We start from the raw sequence: 18563 nt of genomic DNA, 5'->3' as shown, positions 1-18563 counted from the left end.
GATGGGGCAAGGCTACCACTTATCCTGCTGTCCGAAATCCCGAAGCCCCCTCTGTGGGCTCGGGCCGGGCCAGGGTCGCCAACAGCTGCTCCTGCTGGGGGGCGATGACGGACAGGCCAGACGCTGACTGACGTTGATCCAGCATCAGCTGGTATTGGTAAATCCCGCGGGGGGTTTCCCGGCCCGGCGGGCAGCATCCGCTTCCAGCACCGCGATGCGCTCGTCGCGCAGGCGACCCCGTTCGGCCGGCGGGCCGGGGCGGCGGGCATGAACTGCAGCATTTGCCCGCCCATCTGCAGACCCCCCACGCTCAAGGACCGACCGTCGCGCATCCCTGCCAAGTCGACGGCGAAGATCCGGCAACGCTCGGCAGCGCAAGAACGGCCTCGCGCCTGCAGCTCCAATCGGGCCCGGATGCGGCGCGGAGACTATAATCCTCGCGTTCCGCCAAAAAGCGAAGTTCCATGTCCGACCTGCTCGCCCATCTCAATCCCCCGCAGCTCGCCGCGGTCACCCTGCCGGCGCAGCACGCGCTGATCCTCGCCGGCGCGGGCAGTGGCAAGACCCGTGTTTTGACCACGCGCATCGCCTGGCTGATCTCGACCGGCCAGGTCGGGCCACACGGCATCCTGGCGGTGACCTTCACCAACAAGGCGGCGAGGGAGATGCAGTCCCGACTCGCGGCGATGCTGCCGATCAACACGCGGGGGATGTGGATCGGGACCTTCCACGGTCTGTGCAACCGGCTGCTGCGTGCCCACTACCGCGAAGCCGGCCTGCCGCTGCAGTTCCAGATCCTCGATGCGGCTGACCAGCTCGCCGCGCTCAAGCGCCTGCTCAAGGGGCTGAACATCGACGACCAGCAGTATCCGCCGCGCGAACTGATGCACTTCATCAACGCGCACAAGGAACAGGGCCTCCGCGCGGCGCAGGCCGAGGCTTACGACCGTTACACGAGCCGCCGCGTCGAGCTCTACCGCGAGTACGAGGCGCAGTGTCAGCGCGAGGGCGTCGTCGACTTCGCCGAACTGCTGCTCCGCTCTTACGAGCTGCTGCAGCGCAACGAGCCGCTCTGCCACCACTATCAGGCGCGCTTCCGGCACATTCTCGTCGATGAATTCCAGGACACCAACCGCCTGCAGTACGCGTGGCTCAAGCTGCTCGCCGGCCGGGGCAGCGTCGCCCCCGAAGGGCCCGGGGCCTGCCTGTTCGCGGTCGGCGACGATGACCAGTCGATCTATGCCTTTCGCGGAGCCGAAATCGGCAACATGCGCGACATGCAGCGCGAATTCGCCCTGGATCACGTCATTCGCCTCGAGCAGAACTATCGCTCGCAGGGGAACATTCTCGACGCAGCCAACGCCCTGATCAGGCAGAATCGCGGTCGCCTGGGCAAGAACCTGTGGACCGACGCCGGGGCCGGCGAACCGATCCGCGTCTTCGACGCTCATACCGACGTCGACGAAGCCCGCTTCGTCGTCGAGGAGATTCGCCAGCTCGTCGCCGACGGTGCGTCGCGCGATCGCATCGCCGTGCTCTACCGTTCGAACGCCCAGTCGCGCGTCCTCGAACATCAGCTGTTCACCGCCGGCGTTCCCTATCGGGTCCATGGCGGGCTGCGCTTCTTCGATCGCCAGGAGATCAGGCACGCGCTCGCCTACCTGCGCCTGATCGCCAATCCCGACGACGATACCGCGTTCGCGCGGGTGGTCAATTTCCCGGCGCGCGGCATCGGAGCGCGCAGCCTCGAAGCGCTCGACGACGCCGCGCGGCAGACCCAGTCAAGTCTGTACAACGCGGCAGCCAGCCTCGGCGGCAAGGCCGGCGGATCGCTGGCCCGATTCGTCGGCCTGATCGAAGGTCTGCGCAGCGGCACTGCGCACCTCGCGCTGCCCGAACTGATCGACCAGGTGATCAACGAGTCGGGGCTTCGCCAACACTACCTGACCGACAAGGAAGGGCAGGACCGTCTCGACAACCTCGACGAACTGATCAACGCGGCAACGACCTTCCTGCTCGAGGACGGCAACGCGACGAGCGAGACGGCGTCGCTCGCCGAAGCCGGCCCGCTGGCATCGTTCCTGGCCCACGCTTCGCTCGAGGCTGGCGAGCACCAGGCGGCTGCCGGCGAGGACGCGGTTCAGCTGATGACCGTGCATGCGGCCAAGGGACTCGAGTTCGACACGGTTTTCATCACCGGGCTCGAGCAGGGCCTTTTCCCGCACGAAACGACGGCTCAGGAACGCGACGGGGTCGAAGAGGAGCGGCGCCTGATGTACGTCGCGCTGACCCGGGCACGCCGGCGCCTCTACCTGAGCCACGCGCAGACGCGCCTGCTGCATGGGCAGACGCGCTACTCCTTGCCGTCGGCCTTTCTCGACGAGCTGCCCGCGCCATTGCTGCGCCGGATCAACCGGTCTGCCCCGATCGGCCGGGCTGCCCCGATCGGCCGCCCGCCGCCGGCCCGGGTCGAGCAGCCGGCGGCGCTGGCTGGCGGCCTGCGCATCGGCCAGAACGTTCGTCATGCGCGCTTCGGGCTCGGGGTGATCGTCTCGGCCGAGGGCTCCGGGAGCGAAGCGCGCGTCCAGGTGAACTTTGGGGCCGCCGGTCTGAAGTGGCTGGCGATCGAGTACGCGCGCCTGATCCCGGCATGACCCGAGCCGACGGCCCCGCGGCAGAGGCGGCTGGTGGTCGACGCCCATGCGGCAGGCTACGGCCTTCCTGCGAGTTCTTTCGCTTGCCGTCCAAGCGGGCGGCCGACTAGACTGTCACAGTTGCCCGTAGGGCGCAGCCTCGGGGTAGATCGAACGGCGAGCATCCGGCTTCGGCGATCCGGCAGAGCGCCAGGCGCACGGGTCGCCGATGACCATTCCGGACGCGGCGGCTGCCAAGACCGAAGGGCCGCGTCCGTTTCCAGGAGGAGATAGCGATGCCATTTGCCATTCGTATCCATCGGACCGGCGGTCCCGAGGTCATGTGCCGCGAGGAAATCGACGTCGCCGACCCGGCACCAGCCGAGGCGCGCGTTCGCCACCGGGCGGTCGGACTCAATTACATCGACATCTACCACCGCAGCGGCCTCTACCCCTTGCCGCTCCCCAGTGGTCTTGGTCTCGAAGCCTCGGGGATCGTCGAGGCGGTGGGCAGTACGGTGAGCGAACTGCGGCCGGGCGATCGCGTGGCTTACGCGGGCGGACCCGTCGGTGCGTACAGCGAAGTCCGCTGCCTGCCGGCCGACCGGCTCGTCAAGCTCCCCGAGTCGATCGATTTCCCGACCGCCGCGGCGATGATGCTGCAGGGTCTGACGAGCGCGTACCTGCTGCTGCGCACCTATCCGGTACGGGCCGGTGACGTGGTCCTGATCCATGCCGCTGCCGGCGGCGTCGGCCTGATCGCCTGTCAGTGGGCGAAGGCGCTCGGAGCCACGGTGATCGGTACCGTGTCGAGCACAGCGAAAGCCGAACTGGCTGCGGCGAACGGCTGCGACCACGTGATCGATTACACGCGCGAGGATTTCGCCCGCCGCGTGCGCGAAATCACCGGCGGCGAAGGGGTGGCGGTGGTCTACGACGGCGTCGGCAAGGACACCTTTGCCGGATCGCTCGACAGCCTGCGAACCTGTGGCCTGCTGGTCAGCTTCGGCAACGCCTCGGGGCCGGTCCCCGCCTTCGACCCGCTGCTGCTCTCGCAGAAGGGATCGCTGTTCCTGACGCGTCCGACGCTGATGCATTACACGGCGAGGCGGGACGACCTCGTCGCGCTGGCTGGTCAGCTTTTCGAGGTGGTCGAATCGGGACGGGTGAACATCGCCGTGCGCCAGACCTACCCGTTGGCCGGGGTGGCCGACGCCCATCGTGATCTAGAGGGGCGCAAGCTCAGCGGATCGACCGTCCTGCTGCCCTGATGCAGCGCCTGCGCGCGCGACTCGTCGCCCTCCGCTACCTGCTGGCGACGGCCTGGCCGATCGTCCTGATCACGGCAATCGGCCTGGTCATCGCCTATCAGTTCGTCGAGCCCGAACCACCGAGGCACATCGTCATCAGCACGGGCAGCGAGACCGGCGCCTACTACGCCTACGCGCAACGCTACGCGTCATTGCTGTCCGCCAAGGGGATCACGCTCGAGGTCAGGACTTCGGCGGGCTCGTACGAGAACCTCGAACGTCTCGAGAAGGGTGAAGCCGACGTCGCCTTCGTCCAGGGCGGGATCACCCCGGTGGCTGCCGGTGAGGACGACGAGTCAGGCACGCTGCGATCGCTCGGCAGCGTCTCCTACGAGCCGGTGTGGATTTTCTATCGCGGCACGCGGCGGGTCGACAGGCTCCACCAGCTCGCCAACCAGCAAGTGGCCGTCGGCGAGGACGGCAGCGGGATTCGCGGGCTGGCCCTGACTCTGCTCGAGGCCAACGAGATTCCGGCGACCAGCCCGAATCTGTTGCCGCTGGCCGGTCTGTCGGCTGCCGAAGCGCTGCAGCAGGGTCGGATCGACGCGGCGTTCATCGTCGCCGCACAGGAAGCGCCCGTGGTCCAGGTGATACTTCGCTCTCCCGGGCTGCGCGTGGTCAGCCTGAGCCAGGCCGACGCCTACCTGAGGCGTTTCCCTTTCCTGTCCAAAATTGTCCTTCCGAAGGGCGTCGTCGACCTGGTTCGCGACGTTCCGCCGCGCGACACGCAGCTGCTCGCGACGACCGCGAACGTCGTCGTCCGCGAAGACCTGCATCCGGCGCTGGTCAGCCTGCTCCTGCAGGCGATGAGCGAGGTCAATGGCCAGGGCGGCTTCTTCCAGCGCGCCGGAGAGTTTCCGGCCTACAAGGATCACAGCTTTCCGTTGTCGCCGGAAGCCGAACGGTACTATCGGTCGGGCCCACCGTTCCTGCAGGTTTACCTGCCCTTCTGGATGGCCGTCCTGGTCGAGCGACTGTTCGTCATGATTCTGCCGATTGTCATGCTCTCGCTGCCGCTCCTGAAATTCGCCCCGGCGATCTACGGCTGGCGTGTCCGCTCGAAGATCTACCGCTGCTACGGGGATCTCAAGTTCCTCGAAAACGACCTCCTGCAGCACTACGATGGGCAGCGCCACGACGAATACCTGAACCACCTGGAGCGCATCGAGGCGACGGCCAGCGGGCTGAATATTCCTCTCGCCTTCACCGATCTGCTTTACACTTTGCGTGAACACATCAACCTGGTTCGCGACGAGTTGCGCCGCCTCGCCACGAATCATGAAAAGGACAAGCAGGCATGAAATCCATCCTGATTGCGAACCCGAAAGGTGGTTCCGGAAAATCCACGCTGGCGATCAATCTCGCCGGGCACCTGGCACGTGCCGGCCACAGGGTGATGCTCGGCGACGTCGACCGTCAGCAGTCGTCGCGCGAATGGCTCCGCTTGCGACCATCGATCCTGCCGAAGATCCAGAGCTGGGAGATCGAGCCCGGCAAAACCGCGCGCCCCCCGAAGGGCACGACTCACGTCGTCCTCGACACGCCCGCCGGGCTGCACGGCAAGGCTCTCGACACAGTCGTCAAGCAGGTCAACCGGGTGCTCGTACCGGTCCAGCCGTCGTTGTTCGACATCCTCGCGACGCGCCACTTCATCGAGGCGCTGCTTGCCGAAAAGGCGGTCCGCAACGAGAGTGCCTTCGTCGCCGTCGTCGGCATGCGGGTCGACCCGCGCACGCGCGCCGCAGCCGAACTCGAGCGTTTCCTGAGCGGCTTCGACCTGCCCGTCCTCACCCATCTGCGCACGACGCAACTGTACGTGCAGACGACGATGAACGGCATGACCATGTTCGATCTCTCGGCGTCGCGGGCGGCCCGGGATCTCGAGCAGTGGCAGCCGATCATCGACTGGGTCAATAGCTGACGCGACTCGTCAGGACTCCGTGCTCCGCCGGCGACCGCCGGCACTGCGGTAGGCGATGCCGGAGCGTCGTCCCCGATCACGGCGCACCGGTCGTTGTCGGTCCTTCGACGCGATCGGGAGTGACCACCCCGAAGCTGGCCGGGATGCGCGTGTAGAAGAGGCCCAGACGTTCTGCCCGGAGCAGCGAGAAAAGTCGCTCCTCCTCCTCGCTCCCGACGACGAACTCGACCTCGATCGCTCCGCTGCCCGCCAGCTCGAAGAAGCGCTGCTCGTGAACCGCATGGTGCCGCCCGAAGCCGCCGATCGATCGGAAAGCCGACCCTCCCCTCAGTCCGAGCCCGTTCCCCTGCCTGAGCAGCCACTCCCAGAGCAGCACTCCGCGATGCCGTTCGCTCTCCCGGACGTAGAAGCGTACAAAGGAACCTTCCATGGTCACCCCCGAGAAACAGATCCGCTCGCGCAGTACGTGCTGAACAGGCCGCGGGGCGACGCCGTCCCTGGGCTCAGGTGCTGCCGGTCGACAACCCGGCGCCGGCCACTCCGGCTTCGGTGGGGCCCGCACATGGCCTGGCCTTCAGCCCGAAGCCCTCGCCCAGACGACCGTGGCCATTCCCGCCAGGGTCATCAGCACGGAACCCGCGACATGCGCAGCGACGATGGCCAGCGCCGAGGAGAGCCGCCCCTCCTGGAGCAGGGTCGTCAGTTCGGCCGAAAACGTCGAAAAGGTCGTCAGGCCGCCGCAGAAGCCGGTGATCACGGTCAGACGCCACTCCGGCGGCAGCGCCGGATACGCAGCGAACAGAGCCATCGCCAGCCCGATCACGTACGCACCGATCAGGTTGGCGAGCAGCGTACCCGGAGGCAGCGTCGGAAAGATCGCGTTCAGCCGGACTCCGAGCTGCCAGCGCAACAGTGCACCGACGGCCGCGCCGACGACGATCGCCAGGATCGCTTTCCACATGCGTCCCCCTCGAAAAGTCCGCAAACCGGGCGGCTCACGGTTCGCTTGCCGGCAGGTGCCGGGCAGTTGACCCGCGCCGACCGGCGCGCCGGCAATATAGCACCATCCCTTTGCCCCGAGTGATCGGCCGCGATCCCGGCCAGACCGGGCGAGCGCCGGGGCCTGCGGGCCGACGATGGCAATCGCACACCACACGGCGCAGTGGCTCGCGCCGTGAACTAATTCCTTGGTTGGGGACTGCGGATCGGTGAGACTCGCGCCAGAGGTCGAGACAGCCTGCCCTGACCTCCTTGCCCCGGTGTAAGCAGCGGGCACCGGGGAACCGACCAACCGCTGGACATCTGGCGCGCCCGGTGTGCCAGTCGGGCGCCGATGGAGGCAAGAGATGAAAGTGCTGATGCTGATGGATGACGATGACTGTGTATTGCGGATCGAGCCCGAGGATGAGGAGGGTCGCGCCCTTCTCGCCGCCTTCGGGGTGAGCGGAGGCTTTGCCAGGACGCTCGGGAGCCAGGGCCAGGAACCCTGCTCGTCGAGAATCACCGGCAGCTACGAGGGAAGTCCGGTCGAGATCGACTGAGAGGTTGTCGAGAAATCGTCGCGAGCAGGCCGAGATGCCCGACGCGAGCGAGAGAACGACCAGACCTATCGGATGGATGGGCGAGAAGTGAGCGAGCGACACCGCAGATCGGTCGCGCAGCAGATTCCTTCACGAGCTCTGAGGCGCCGGTGTCTTCCGACCCTTGTACCGGTTGTAGCCCCACAGATACTGCGCCGGACACTGGCGGATCAGATGCTCGATCTCGGTGTTGATCTGCTGCGCGCGCTGCTCGATGCTGCCCTCGATCGGACGGGTCGGCTTCTGCAGCCGGAAGTGATAGCCGCGCCCGCGCGGCAGACGCTCGGCCCAGACCATGATCACCGTCGCGCGCGTTTCGGTCAGCCGCGCAGCGAGCGTCATCGTATACGCAGGCCTGCCGAAGAAGTCGAGCCAGCGGCCTTCTCCGGCCTTCGGCGCCTGATCGGGGAGCATGCCCACCGCCTCACCGCGCCTGAGCGCCTTGATCAGGCTGCGCACTCCGGAGAGGTCGGCTGCCGCAAGGAACAGCTGGTCGCGGGCCCGACCGGCCTCGATCATCGCCTGCAGCCAGGGCTGCCGCGGCGGGCGGTAGAGAACCGTGATTGGCGCACGGGTCGACAGGTATTGCGCGGTGATCTCGAAGCACCCCAAATGCGGCGTCAGGTAGAGGATTCCCCGCCCTTCGCGGGTCGCCTGCTCGACGAGTTCCCAGCCCGAGACCTGCACCACGCGAGCAGCGGCTTCCGCCAGCGGACGAAGCCAGATCCGGGTCAGCTCCAACGCTGCCTTGCCGGCCTCGGCGATCGCCGCCGGCCGCAGCCGCCGCGCCTCTGCCTCGCCGAGAGCGAGAACCATGTTTTCGCGCATGTGGCGGCGATACGTCGGCGAAGCGAGCCAGGTCAGCCAGCCGAGCAGCGCACCCAACGCCTGCAGCCAGGACAGCGGCAGACGACTCAGCAGACGAAACAGGGTGATCACCGGATCACCCCCGGACGAAGGATCTGAAGCACGGAGCTCGACGATCGGGATGCCCCGACGGGGGGAGAAAAGATATAATTATCCATCCGCCGAGTTAATCAGGACAACTTGCAGGGCGGGCAGCGCCGCTTGAGCGGCTGACAAATACTGCTAAAGCGTCGTCTGCTCAGACCCCGGAGCCGGCAACGCTGGCTTTCCGGGGTTTTTTTGATTTGTGGAGCAGACGCAACGTGAGCAAAGAGTACCTCTTCACTTCGGAGTCGGTTTCGGAAGGACACCCGGACAAGGTCGCCGACCAGATATCCGATTCCGTTCTCGACGCGATCCTGGCCGACGACCCGCTGGCCCGCGTCGCCTGCGAGACGCTGGTGTCCACCGGCCTGGTGGTGATCTCGGGCGAAATCACCACCAGGGCACATGTCAACTACCGTGAGGTGGCCCAGGACGCGATCCGCCGGATCGGTTACGACGACTCGGAAATCGGTTTCGACTACAAGAGTTGCGCGATCCTGACCGCGATCAACCGGCAGTCGCCGGACATCGCCCAAGGCGTCAACGAGGGGCAAGGCCTCGACCTCGACCAGGGCGCGGGCGATCAGGGCCTGATGTTCGGCTATGCGTGCAATGAAACGGCGATGCTGATGCCGCTGCCGATCCACTACGCGCACCGGGTCATGCAGCGGCAGGCCGAAGTGCGCCGCGACGGGCGCCTGCCATGGCTGAGGCCCGACGCGAAGAGTCAGATCACGGTGCGCTACGTCGATGGCCGACCGGTATCGATCGACACGATCGTCGTGTCGACGCAGCACGACCCGGATGTCTCCCATGCCCAGATCTCCGAGGCGGTGATCGAGGAAGTGATCAAGCCGGTCATCCCGCGCGAGCTGCTGAGCGCCAACCCGCATTACCTGATCAATCCGACAGGGCGTTTCGTCGTCGGCGGGCCGCACGGCGACTGTGGGCTTACCGGGCGAAAGATCATCGTCGACACCTACGGCGGCGCGGCCAGACACGGAGGAGGAGCGTTCTCGGGCAAGGACCCGTCGAAGGTCGACCGTTCAGCGGCGTATGCCGCCCGCCATGTGGCCAAGAACATCGTCGCTGCGGGCCTGGCCGAGCGCTGCGAGCTCCAGGTCGCCTACGCGATCGGCGTGGCTCGTCCGGTCTCGCTGATGGTCAATACCTTCGGAACCGGCAGAGTCAGCGACGAGAAGATCATCGAAATCGTCGGCAGGAACTTCGACCTGCGCCCGAAGGGAATCATCCAGGCGCTCAATCTGCTTCGGCCGATCTACCGCAAGACTGCCGCTTACGGCCACTTCGGGCGCGACGAGCCCGAGTTCACCTGGGAAGCTCTCGACAAGGCCGCGATCCTGCGCGCCGAGGCAGGTCTCGACTGACCGTCCTTCCTCAGCGCCGGGGCCGTTCGCGGCCCCGGCTTTCGACAGGCGCCCGCGCCTGGTGTAAAGTTGCCGCTCGCTGAAGTCGGCTCGCGAGGCCCGCAACCTGAATGCTCAAACGAATCCCCGTTGATCGGCTCGTCGTCGGAATGTACGTCAAGGAGTTCTGCGGCTCCTGGATGGACCACCCTTTCTGGCGTTCGTCCTTCGTCATCACCGACGTAATGGAGATCGAGACGATACGCCAGAGCAGCGTTCGGGAGGTGTTGATCGACATCTCGCGGGGCATCGATATCGCCGAAGATCGAGGCGCAGACCCGGTGTGGTCAGCCACGACGACCGACACCGACGATCCGCGCCCGGCAGATGCGGCAACGCGCGAGCCCTGCGATACGGGACGAGTCCCCGTGGCCGCCGAGTTCGCGCGCGCGGCGAGGATCGTCGCCAGTTCCCGGCAGGCGGTGGCCTCGATGTTCGAGGAGGCGCGAATGGGCAGGGCCATCGACGCCCAAGGCGCGCGCGAACTCGTCGAGCAGATTGCCGACTCGGTCAGCCGCAACCCTGGCGCGCTGATCAGTCTCGCCCGGCTGAAAACGGCCGATGACTACACCTACATGCATTCGGTCGCCGTCTGCGCGCTGATGATCGCACTCGCCAGACAACTCGGCTTCGACGAGCAGCAAGCGCGTGTGGCCGGAACCGCCGGTCTCCTTCACGATCTCGGCAAGGCGGTCATGCCTCTCGAGATACTCAACAAACCGGGCAAACTGACCGACGACGAGTTCGCGATCATCAGGTCGCACCCCGAGGAAGGCCACCGGATGCTCTGCGAGGGGGGAGTTGCCGACGAGGTTGCTCTCGATGTCGTTCTCCACCATCACGAGAAGGTCGACGGCTCAGGCTACCCACGGCGGCTCAAGGGCGACGAGATCAGTCTCGTCGCCAAAATGGGCGCCGTCTGTGACGTCTACGACGCGATCACCTCGAACCGTCCGTACAAGGCCGGCTGGGACCCGGCCGAGTCACTGCGCCGGATGGCCGAATGGAGTACCGGACACTTCGACTCGAACGTCTTTCAGGCTTTCGTGAAGAGCATCGGCATCTATCCGATCGGCTCGCTGGTCCTGCTGAACTGCGGGCGCCTCGGCGTGGTCGTCGAACAGGGAGACAAGTCGCTGCTCAGTCCCCGCGTCAAGGTCTTCTTCTCGACGCGTTCCAGCGCCCGAATCCTGCCCGCGGTGGTCGACCTCGAGCAACCGGGCTGTCGGTTCAGGATCGTCAGCCGCGAAGACCCCGGGAAATGGAAATTCCCCGACCTCAACGAAATCTGGTCGGGCCTTCCGAACGTTCAGTCCTGAACGCCGAAGGGGCGTTTCAGGGGCGGTTGCCGCCCTCCGGCATCACGATATTGACCTCCAGCACCTCGAAATTCCCCTGTTTCTCGAGCGACACCTTGATGTCCTCGGGATTGACCGATACGTACTTCGAGATCACGGCCATCAGTTCCTGCTGCAGCGCTGGCAGGAAATCGGGCGCCCGGGTGCTCCCACTGCGCTCGTGCGCGATGATGAGTTGCAGGCGCTCCTTGGCAATCACCGCCGATTTCGGCTTGTTGCCAAAGATCAGGGACAGGAGGGACATCCTCATTTGCTCCCGAACAGGCGCTTGAACAGGCCGGGCTTCTCGTAGTCGACGTAGCGCAGCGGAATGCTTTCACCGAGAAAGCGGCCGACGAGGTCATGATAGGCCCCGGCGACCTCGGTGCCAGTCAGGTGGATCGCCGGAGTTCCCGCGTTGGAAGCCTGGAGCACCGCTTCGGACTCCGGGATGACCCCGATGATCGGAACGCGCAGGATCTCCTGCACGTCCTTGTACGACAGCATCTCGCCCTCATTCACCCTTTTCGGTGAGTAGCGGGTGATCAGCAGGTGTTCCCTGACCGGCTCGCCGCCGAGCAGTGCGCGCCGCGACTTGGCCTGGATGATGCCGAGTATGCGATCCGAGTCGCGCACCGAGGAGACTTCGGGGTTGCTGACGACCAGCGCCTCGTCAGCGAAGGTCAGCGCCATCACAGCGCCACGCTCGATCCCGGCCGGTGAATCGCAGACGACGTAGTCGAAACCCATGTGCTCGAGTTCCTTGAGGACCCTCTCGACCCCCTCTTCGGTCAACGCGTCCTTGTCCCGGGTCTGCGACGCCGGCAGCACGTGGAGATTGCCGTTCTCGCAGTGCTTGTCCTTGATCAACGCCTGCGTCAGGGTCGCCTCGCCGTGCAGGACATTGACGAGATCATAGACCACGCGGCGTTCGCAACCCATGATCAGGTCCAGGTTGCGCAGGCCGACGTCGAAATCGATGACGGCAGTCTTGTACCCGCGCAGGGCGAGGCCCGAGGCAAAGCTCGCGCTGGTCGTCGTCTTGCCGACTCCTCCCTTGCCCGACGTTACGACAATTATTCGTGTCACGGATCTGTCCCCGCAGATGAAAGTCCTGATTCTACCTGCAGAACAGTGCGTGTGGACGGTCCCCACCGTCCCCGACGGAGAACCGTGGCTCCGTCTGGAGCGGTTGGGCGTCGCCCGCCCCGAAGACCCGGGCGAACCTGCTCGATCCCGCACAGCCCGTCGCCCAGGTCTTCCCGGAGCGTACGATCGCGGCGCTGCGAGCCTCATCGCATTCATGGCCTGCCGGCTGTGACGTCGAGCCGAGGCAGCCGGCTGCGCAAACTCGCCTTCCATGCTACCATCGTACGATGGGTCGGTTGGGCTGACTGGCTACCGCTTCCCGAGCGACCCAGCGACGCGTTGCGCATCGCTGGCGGGCGCCTGGGACGACCTCGCTTCGCTGGACAAGCACGGTGGCACCGACCGACCAGAGCATGCCGATCATCCGGACGGACGCTGGATGCGCGCACGCGCCACCGGCTGCACGACCGGCAAGGCTGATCAACCGCAAAGGAGTACCGGATGTCCGTTGAATCCCTCCCCTCTCGCCCGGCGCTGGGTGCGCTGCTCGTCGCGCTGCTGGCTCTGCCGGCGCCGCTTGCGCTGGCGGTCGCTGCCGAGCCTCCCGTGGCGACGGCCATTGCCGAAGAGGGCCAGGCGACTGACGAAGAGGAAGCATCGACGGAAGATCGGTCGCCGGCTGAGGCCGCACCCGACTGGAGCGGAACCACGCTCAGCGGAGACTGGGCCGGCACGCGCCGGCAACTTTACGATGCGGGCGTCCAGGCGGACCTTGGCTACACCGGCGACTATCTTTACAACACGACCGGGGGCCTGAAGCGGGGTGGCGCGTACGTGAGCCATGCCGACCTGATCCTCCAGTTCGACGGCGAGAAGCTCTTCGGCTGGAAAGGCGGATCGGCGTACCTCCACGTGATCGGCAACGGTGGCGGTCGCCCGAACAGCAACTATGTCGGCAGCCTGATGGGGGTCGACAACTTCGAGGCTCCGGCCAACCGTACGGGTATCTTCAAGGCCTGGCTGCAGCAGTCGTTCCTCGACGACAAGGCATCGCTGCGCGTCGGCCTTTATCCGATCGACAGCGAGTTCTACGTGACTGAATCGTCGGGAATCTTCCTGCACCCCTCGTTCGGCATGGCTGCCGAAGCGGCTTACCCGGGCACGCTCGCCGCGCCGTCGATCTACGCGACGAGCAGTTGGGGTGCGCGCCTGCGCGTCGATCCCGATCCCTCCTGGTACGCGATGCTCGCGGTGACCCGGGGCGTCACCAGCGACCGTCTCGACAGCGCCGGACCGAACCTTTCATGGAGCAGGAGCACCGGCAGCATGGTGATCGGCGAACTCGGCTTCAGCCCGCTCAAGGCCGGGCTGCTCGGCGCCGCGGAGAAGGAGGGCGACGCGGGCCTCGAACCGATCAGCAAGGTCGCCGTCGGGGCCTGGCGATACGCGCCGAGGTTCCCCCAGATCACCGCCGTCGACGCGAACGGAGACCCGCAGATGGCGACACATTGGGGGGCCTACGTGCTGGCCGAGCAGAGCGTCTATGCGGTCCCCGCGGCGAACCGGGATCTCGCCGTATTCGCGCGCTACGGCTTCACCGATGGCCGAACCGACGCAATCAATTACTCGCTGAGCGTCGGCCTGAACCTGCGCGGGCCGCTGGCTGGACGGGACAAGGACAGCGTCGGACTGGCCATGACCCGCGGCCATGTCGACTCGCAGGGGCGCGAGCAGATCGCCGCCGACGCCCTGACCCCGGTTTCCGGAACTGCCGAAACGGCGATCGAGCTGACCTACAGGGCCCAGATCGTCCCCGGATTCAGCTTTCAGCCGGTCGTCCAGCGGATCGTCAATCCTGGTCTGTATCTGCCGAACTCGACGGTCGCCGGCGCACGCCTGCAGTTCGCCCTCTGACGGCGTCCGGCGGGTCGCTGGCCGGCACGGAGATCTGGCCAGATGGTCCGCCTCTTCCTGACGCGGTGTAATTCGTCGCCAGCCTGGCCTGCGCGACGAAACGCCACAACGTGCCGACGAGGCGAGGAAGCGGTCGCCGTGTAGCCATCGACCGAGCGATGCTTGATACACTTCCGCACTGTATCTTCCGGCCGATCGGATGAATCGCTTTCGCCCCCTGCTGCCTTTCCTGTTCGTCTTCCTGTGGAGTACCGGCTTCATCGGGGCAAGGTTCGGGCTACCGTACGCCGAGCCGCTGACCTTCCTGCTCGCCCGCTACGTGCTGGTGCTCGTGCTGATGACGAGCTTTGCGCTGGCCACTCGGGCACCGTGGCCGAGAGATGCGCGGCAGACGGTACACATCGGGGTTTCCGGGCTGCTCGTCCATGCGCTCTATCTCGGCGGTGTGTTCACCGCGATCAGCCGTGGCCTGCCGGCTGGGATCACCTCGCTGGTCGTCGGCATGCAGCCGCTGCTGACCGCCGTTGGCGCTGGCGTCTTGCTGGGTGAGCGGGTCTCGCCACGGCAGTGGCTGGGACTCGTACTGGGCCTGGCCGGGGTGACCCTGGTCGTCGCCAGCAAGGTCGGCGACACGCCGGTCGCGGTGATGCTCATCCCGGCGCTCGCAGCGCTCCTTGGAATCACCGTCGGAACACTCTACCAGAAGCGTTTCTGCCCGCATTTCGACTTGCGCACCGGGGCAGTGATCCAGTTCCTGCCCACGGCGCTGATCACCGGGCTGGTCGCCGCAGCCACCGAGAGCATGCACATCCGCTGGACGGCCGATTTCGTCTTTGCGCTGCTCTGGCTGGTGCTCGTCCTCTCCTTCGGCGCGATCAGTCTGCTGAACATCCTGATCCGCAGCGGCAGTGCGGTCAATGTCGCCAGCCTTTTCTACCTGACCCCGCCGAGCACGGCGGTGATCGCCTGGCTGCTGTTCGACGAAACGCTCGGCGTAGCGGCGCTTGCCGGTATGGCGATCGCGGTGGGTGGCGTCTACCTTGCCAGGACGGCAGCGAAATGATCCGCTCGAGCGGTCCAGCGCTGCGCATCCTGGGCGTCGATCCGGGGCTGCGGGTCACCGGCTTCGGCCTGATCGAGAAGGCGGGGAATCTGCTCACCTACGTCGCCGGTGGCCGCATCCGCACGAACGCCAGGGAATCGCTGCCCCAACGTCTGGGGACGATCTACGCCGGACTCAGCGAACTCGTCGCCTTGCACCGCCCGGACCAGGCAGCAGCCGAGATCGTCTTCGTCAATGCCAATCCGCAGTCGACGCTGCTCCTCGGCCAAGCGCGCGGAGCGGCGATCGCTGCGCTGGTGGCCAACGGAATCCCGGTCTCGGAGTACACGGCCCTGCAGGTGAAGCAGGCCGTGGTCGGCCACGGGCACGCCGAAAAGGAGCAGGTCCAGCACATGGTACGCCACCTCCTGTCGCTGCCGGCAGACCCGAGTCCGGACGCTGCCGATGCTCTCGCCTGTGCGATCGCACACGCGCACGGCAGTCTGGCTCATGGACCACTGGCTGGTCACGCGCTGCGCATGCGCAACGGCCGCCTGATCGCCGGCAGGTGAGGGAGCGCGGCTGATGATCGGACGAATCAGCGGTATCCTGCTGGAGAAGAACCCGCCGCAGGTAGTCGTCGACGTTCAGGGCGTGGGCTACGAACTCGATGTGCCGATGAGCACCTTCTACAACCTGCCGGGCACCGGCGAAAAGCTGACTCTGCTGACTCATTTCGCGGTTCGCGAGGACGGTCATTTTCTTTACGGCTTCCTCAGCGAGGACGAACGCTTCGCGTTCCGCCAACTACTGAAGATCTCGGGAGTCGGTCCGCGCCTGGCCCTGTCGGTCCTCTCGGGACTGTCGGTCGGCGACCTCGCAGAGGTGGTTGCGCGGCAGGAGGTTGGTCGCCTGACACGCATCCCGGGAATCGGCGCCAGAACCGCCGAGCGTCTGCTCCTCGAACTCAAGGGGAAACTGGGCGACGCGCTCCCGGCGAGCAGCCCGGCAGCCGCCAGTTCGCGCAGTGACATCCTCAATGCGCTGCTGGCGCTGGGTTACAATGACCGCGAAGCTGGGGCTGCACTGAAACAGCTGCCGCCCGATGTCACGACCTCCGACGGGATCCGTCAGGCGCTCAAGCTGCTCTCACGAGTCTGAGTCGACCATGAACGCCGCGCACAAGAACCTCATCCAGATCTCGCTCGTCGCCCTGCTCTTCGTCGGCTGCATCGCCGTCCTGCTGCCGTTCACCGGCACTCTGCTGTTCGCCATCGTCATCTGCGTGACCACGCTGCCAATCCGCAATCGCCTGCTGAGGTTCTGCCGCGGGCGCAGCAGCCTCGCCGCATTGCTCGTCTCGATCCTGCTGCTGATCCTCCTCGTCGCGCCGATGGCCCTGCTTTCGGGTTCACTGGCCGATGCCGTCGAGGTCGCCATACGCCACCTGAAGCCGCTGATGGAGAGCGGGCTGCCGAGCGAACCCCCCGAGTGGCTGAAGCGGTTGCCGCTGATCGGCCGCGACGCCGCCGTGTACTGGCAGGAACTCGTCGAGAGTCGCGACGAGATGAACAACCTCCTGCACCAGTTGCTCGACCCGACGCGCAAACTCGCCCTCGGCGCCGCCGCTCTGTTCGCGCAGGGCCTGCTGCAGCTCCTGCTGGTCATCTTCTTCGTCTTTTTCATCTTCCGCGACGCGCACATCTACGCCGACGCGCTGCACACGAGCAGCCGCGCGCTCGCCGGCGACCTCGGTGAGCGGATGCTGGCGCTGGCCGAAGGGACGGTAACCGGAGTCATGGCCGGTATCGTCGGCACCGCTGCGACACAGGCGGTCGTTGCGATGATCGGTTTCCTGATCGCCGGCGTGCCGGGCGTCGTGCTGCTGACCGTGGCGACGTTCTTCTTCTCGATGATCCCGGTCGTCGGAGCGACGCTGATCTGGCTGGGCGCTGCGGTCTGGCTGTACAACGAGGGACAGACCGGTTGGGCGCTGTTCATGGTCCTCTGGGGAATGTTTGGAATCAGCAGCGTCGACAACTTCATCAAGCCGATCCTCATTTCGCGCACGGCGAGCCTGCCGCTGCTGCTGATCGTCGTCGGAGTCTTCGGCGGCGTCCTCGTTTTCGGCTTCATCGGTCTGTTCCTCGGACCCACGCTGCTCGCCCTTGGTCAGGTGCTGATCCGCGAGTGGCTCGCACACGCCCACTCGGTGTCTCCCGATTCCAAAGCCGCGCTCCAGCACGAGGAAGCGCGATGATCGAAAACGAACGCCTCGCCCGCGCACCGCTCGACCGACTGATCTCCGCCGAAGCGCGTTCGGTTCAGGAAGAAGCACTTGAACGGGCGCTGCGCCCGAGACGACTGATCGACTATGTCGGACAGCAGAAGATCCGCGAACAGCTGAGCGTATTCATCGAAGCCGCACGAAGGCGCAATGACACGCTCGATCACGTCCTGCTCTTCGGTCCCCCCGGTCTCGGAAAGACCACGCTGGCACACATCATCGCCACCGAGATGGGCGTCAACCTGCGCTCGACCTCCGGCCCGGTGATCGAGCGCCCTGGCGACCTCGCCGCGATGCTGACCAACCTCGAGCCCCGCGACGTGCTGTTCATCGACGAGATCCACAGGCTGTCGCCAGTCGTCGAGGAAATCCTCTACCCTGCCCTCGAGGACTTCCAGATCGACATTGTCATAGGCGAGGGACCCGCCGCACGATCGGTCAAACTTGACCTGCCGCCGTTCACGCTGATCGGCGCGACGACCCGCGCAGGCATGCTGACCAATCCTCTGCGCGACCGCTTTGGAATCGTTGCGCGTCTCGAGTTCTACACCCCGGAAGAACTGCAACTGATCGTTTCCCGCTCGGCCGGACTGCTTGGAGTGCCGATCGACGACGCCGGATCGCTGGAAGTCGCTCGGCGCTCGCGCGGCACACCCCGAATCGCCAACCGTCTGCTGCGCCGTGTGCGCGACTTCGCCGAGGTCAGGGCGAGCGGGAGGATCACGCGCGACGTCGCCGACGCGGCGCTGCTGATGCTCGAGGTAGACCATGGCGGCCTCGACGTGATGGACCGCAAGCTGCTTTCGGCGGTGATCGACAAGTTCGCCGGGGGTCCGGTCGGCGTCGACAACCTGGCGGCTGCGATCGGTGAAGCTCGGGACACGATCGAGGATGTCCTCGAACCCTATCTGATCCAGCAGGGATTCCTGCAGCGCACGCCGCGCGGGCGAGTCGCCACCCCGGCGATCTACCGCCACCTGGGGATCGACCAGGCACCCGACACTGCGCAGGGCAACCTGTGGCAGACAGGCTGAGCGAAGGACCCGGATCACAATCCCTTACAGTCTCCGTC

General features: G+C 66.1%; 18 protein-coding genes. 13 read left to right on the top strand and 5 right to left on the bottom strand.

What is annotated here, in order from left to right; translation table 11 throughout:
- Positions 1-464 precede the first annotated feature (464 nt).
- The 4 genes from NFW05_RS01195 to NFW05_RS01180 all read left to right on the top strand — a co-directional run bounded on the left by NFW05_RS01195 (position 465) and on the right by NFW05_RS01180 (position 5864).
- Positions 465-2654, top strand: a complete 2190-nt coding sequence (locus NFW05_RS01195) for a UvrD-helicase domain-containing protein (protein ID WP_295302057.1) — start codon at positions 465-467, stop codon at positions 2652-2654.
- Positions 2655-2929: 275 nt separating this feature from the next.
- Entirely contained in the window at positions 2930-3904 is a 975-nt protein-coding gene (locus NFW05_RS01190; RefSeq protein ID WP_295302055.1) for a quinone oxidoreductase, read from the top strand.
- Complete coding sequence (locus tag NFW05_RS01185; protein ID WP_295302053.1) at positions 3904-5244, top strand: TAXI family TRAP transporter solute-binding subunit; 1341 nt, start codon at positions 3904-3906, stop codon at positions 5242-5244. The genes NFW05_RS01190 and NFW05_RS01185 overlap by 1 nt, the downstream gene beginning before the upstream one ends.
- The gene (locus NFW05_RS01180) at positions 5241-5864 is read left to right on the top strand and encodes a ParA family protein (RefSeq protein ID WP_295302052.1); all 624 of its coding nucleotides are present in this window, start codon (positions 5241-5243) and stop codon (positions 5862-5864) included. The genes NFW05_RS01185 and NFW05_RS01180 overlap by 4 nt, the downstream gene beginning before the upstream one ends.
- Before the next feature lie 76 nt (positions 5865-5940).
- On the opposite strand, the gene NFW05_RS01175 is transcribed toward NFW05_RS01180, so the two are convergent.
- Both NFW05_RS01175 and crcB read right to left on the bottom strand, forming a co-directional pair.
- Complete coding sequence (locus NFW05_RS01175) at positions 5941-6294, bottom strand: DUF190 domain-containing protein (protein ID WP_295302050.1); 354 nt, start codon at positions 6292-6294, stop codon at positions 5941-5943.
- A gap of 144 nt (positions 6295-6438) precedes the next feature.
- A complete protein-coding gene (gene crcB, locus NFW05_RS01170) occupies positions 6439-6825 on the bottom strand; it encodes a fluoride efflux transporter CrcB (protein WP_295302048.1) in 387 nt (128 codons plus the stop codon).
- Between the two features lie 385 nt (positions 6826-7210).
- Between crcB and NFW05_RS01165 the strand changes: the two genes are divergently transcribed.
- Entirely contained in the window at positions 7211-7405 is a 195-nt protein-coding gene (locus NFW05_RS01165) for a hypothetical protein (RefSeq protein ID WP_295302047.1), read from the top strand.
- Between the two features lie 129 nt (positions 7406-7534).
- Here NFW05_RS01165 and NFW05_RS01160 read toward each other — a convergent pair whose 3' ends face one another.
- The gene (locus NFW05_RS01160; RefSeq protein WP_295302045.1) at positions 7535-8383 is read right to left on the bottom strand and encodes a lysophospholipid acyltransferase family protein; all 849 of its coding nucleotides are present in this window, start codon (positions 8381-8383) and stop codon (positions 7535-7537) included.
- Between the two features lie 230 nt (positions 8384-8613).
- On the opposite strand from NFW05_RS01160, the gene metK reads away from it, so the two are divergent.
- Both metK and NFW05_RS01150 read left to right on the top strand, forming a co-directional pair.
- Positions 8614-9783: a methionine adenosyltransferase gene (metK, locus tag NFW05_RS01155; RefSeq protein ID WP_295302043.1), complete on the top strand. Its 1170-nt coding sequence runs from the start codon at positions 8614-8616 to the stop codon at positions 9781-9783.
- Between the two features lie 110 nt (positions 9784-9893).
- Complete coding sequence (locus NFW05_RS01150) at positions 9894-11141, top strand: HD-GYP domain-containing protein (RefSeq protein WP_295302041.1); 1248 nt, start codon at positions 9894-9896, stop codon at positions 11139-11141.
- A gap of 16 nt (positions 11142-11157) precedes the next feature.
- On the opposite strand, the gene minE is transcribed toward NFW05_RS01150, so the two are convergent.
- Together minE and minD are read right to left on the bottom strand one after the other, a co-directional pair.
- A complete protein-coding gene (minE, locus tag NFW05_RS01145) occupies positions 11158-11424 on the bottom strand; it encodes a cell division topological specificity factor MinE (RefSeq protein WP_295302040.1) in 267 nt (88 codons plus the stop codon).
- 2 nt (positions 11425-11426) lie between these two features.
- The gene (gene minD / locus NFW05_RS01140; RefSeq protein WP_295302039.1) at positions 11427-12248 is read right to left on the bottom strand and encodes a septum site-determining protein MinD; all 822 of its coding nucleotides are present in this window, start codon (positions 12246-12248) and stop codon (positions 11427-11429) included.
- Positions 12249-12749: 501 nt separating this feature from the next.
- Between minD and NFW05_RS01135 the strand changes: the two genes are divergently transcribed.
- The 6 genes from NFW05_RS01135 (at position 12750) to ruvB (ending at position 18525) form a co-directional block, all read left to right on the top strand.
- Complete coding sequence (locus tag NFW05_RS01135) at positions 12750-14162, top strand: carbohydrate porin (RefSeq protein WP_295302038.1); 1413 nt, start codon at positions 12750-12752, stop codon at positions 14160-14162.
- Positions 14163-14361: 199 nt separating this feature from the next.
- Positions 14362-15225 (top strand): DMT family transporter, encoded by an 864-nt coding sequence (locus tag NFW05_RS01130; RefSeq protein ID WP_295302036.1) that lies wholly within the window; start codon positions 14362-14364, stop codon positions 15223-15225.
- Positions 15222-15776 (top strand): crossover junction endodeoxyribonuclease RuvC, encoded by a 555-nt coding sequence (ruvC, locus tag NFW05_RS01125; RefSeq protein WP_295302034.1) that lies wholly within the window; start codon positions 15222-15224, stop codon positions 15774-15776. Before NFW05_RS01130 ends, ruvC begins: the two co-directional genes overlap by 4 nt.
- Positions 15777-15789: 13 nt before the next feature.
- Positions 15790-16365: a Holliday junction branch migration protein RuvA gene (ruvA, locus tag NFW05_RS01120; RefSeq protein WP_295302032.1), complete on the top strand. Its 576-nt coding sequence runs from the start codon at positions 15790-15792 to the stop codon at positions 16363-16365.
- A 7-nt stretch (positions 16366-16372) separates the two neighbouring features.
- The gene (locus tag NFW05_RS01115; RefSeq protein ID WP_295302031.1) at positions 16373-17464 is read left to right on the top strand and encodes an AI-2E family transporter; all 1092 of its coding nucleotides are present in this window, start codon (positions 16373-16375) and stop codon (positions 17462-17464) included.
- Positions 17461-18525: a Holliday junction branch migration DNA helicase RuvB gene (ruvB, locus tag NFW05_RS01110; RefSeq protein ID WP_295302029.1), complete on the top strand. Its 1065-nt coding sequence runs from the start codon at positions 17461-17463 to the stop codon at positions 18523-18525. Before NFW05_RS01115 ends, ruvB begins: the two co-directional genes overlap by 4 nt.
- Positions 18526-18563 lie beyond the last annotated feature (38 nt).

Origin of the sequence: Accumulibacter sp. (genome assembly GCF_023806625.1) — a bacterium.
Classification (GTDB): Bacteria; Pseudomonadota; Gammaproteobacteria; order Burkholderiales; family Rhodocyclaceae; genus Accumulibacter.
Note: the sequence above shows the minus strand (reverse complement) of the source record. Positions and strands in the feature narration are given on the sequence as shown.

Bases quoted from the DNA above. Each gene is read 5' to 3' on its own strand.
- NFW05_RS01135 (WP_295302038.1), top strand. From the start codon at position 12,750: ATGTCCGTTGAATCCCTCCCCTCTCGCCCGGCGCTGGGTGCGCTGCTC.
- ruvB (WP_295302029.1), top strand. From the start codon at position 17,461: ATGATCGAAAACGAACGCCTCGCCCGCGCACCGCTCGACCGACTGATC.
- NFW05_RS01185 (WP_295302053.1), top strand. From the start codon at position 3,904: ATGCAGCGCCTGCGCGCGCGACTCGTCGCCCTCCGCTACCTGCTGGCG.
- NFW05_RS01130 (WP_295302036.1), top strand. From the start codon at position 14,362: ATGAATCGCTTTCGCCCCCTGCTGCCTTTCCTGTTCGTCTTCCTGTGG.
- NFW05_RS01180 (WP_295302052.1), top strand. From the start codon at position 5,241: ATGAAATCCATCCTGATTGCGAACCCGAAAGGTGGTTCCGGAAAATCC.
- NFW05_RS01175 (WP_295302050.1), bottom strand. From the start codon at position 6,294: ATGGAAGGTTCCTTTGTACGCTTCTACGTCCGGGAGAGCGAACGGCAT.
- ruvC (WP_295302034.1), top strand. From the start codon at position 15,222: ATGATCCGCTCGAGCGGTCCAGCGCTGCGCATCCTGGGCGTCGATCCG.
- NFW05_RS01195 (WP_295302057.1), top strand. From the start codon at position 465: ATGTCCGACCTGCTCGCCCATCTCAATCCCCCGCAGCTCGCCGCGGTC.
- NFW05_RS01115 (WP_295302031.1), top strand. From the start codon at position 16,373: ATGAACGCCGCGCACAAGAACCTCATCCAGATCTCGCTCGTCGCCCTG.
- NFW05_RS01165 (WP_295302047.1), top strand. From the start codon at position 7,211: ATGAAAGTGCTGATGCTGATGGATGACGATGACTGTGTATTGCGGATC.
- ruvA (WP_295302032.1), top strand. From the start codon at position 15,790: ATGATCGGACGAATCAGCGGTATCCTGCTGGAGAAGAACCCGCCGCAG.
- minE (WP_295302040.1), bottom strand. From the start codon at position 11,424: ATGTCCCTCCTGTCCCTGATCTTTGGCAACAAGCCGAAATCGGCGGTG.
- crcB (WP_295302048.1), bottom strand. From the start codon at position 6,825: ATGTGGAAAGCGATCCTGGCGATCGTCGTCGGCGCGGCCGTCGGTGCA.
- NFW05_RS01150 (WP_295302041.1), top strand. From the start codon at position 9,894: ATGCTCAAACGAATCCCCGTTGATCGGCTCGTCGTCGGAATGTACGTC.
- NFW05_RS01190 (WP_295302055.1), top strand. From the start codon at position 2,930: ATGCCATTTGCCATTCGTATCCATCGGACCGGCGGTCCCGAGGTCATG.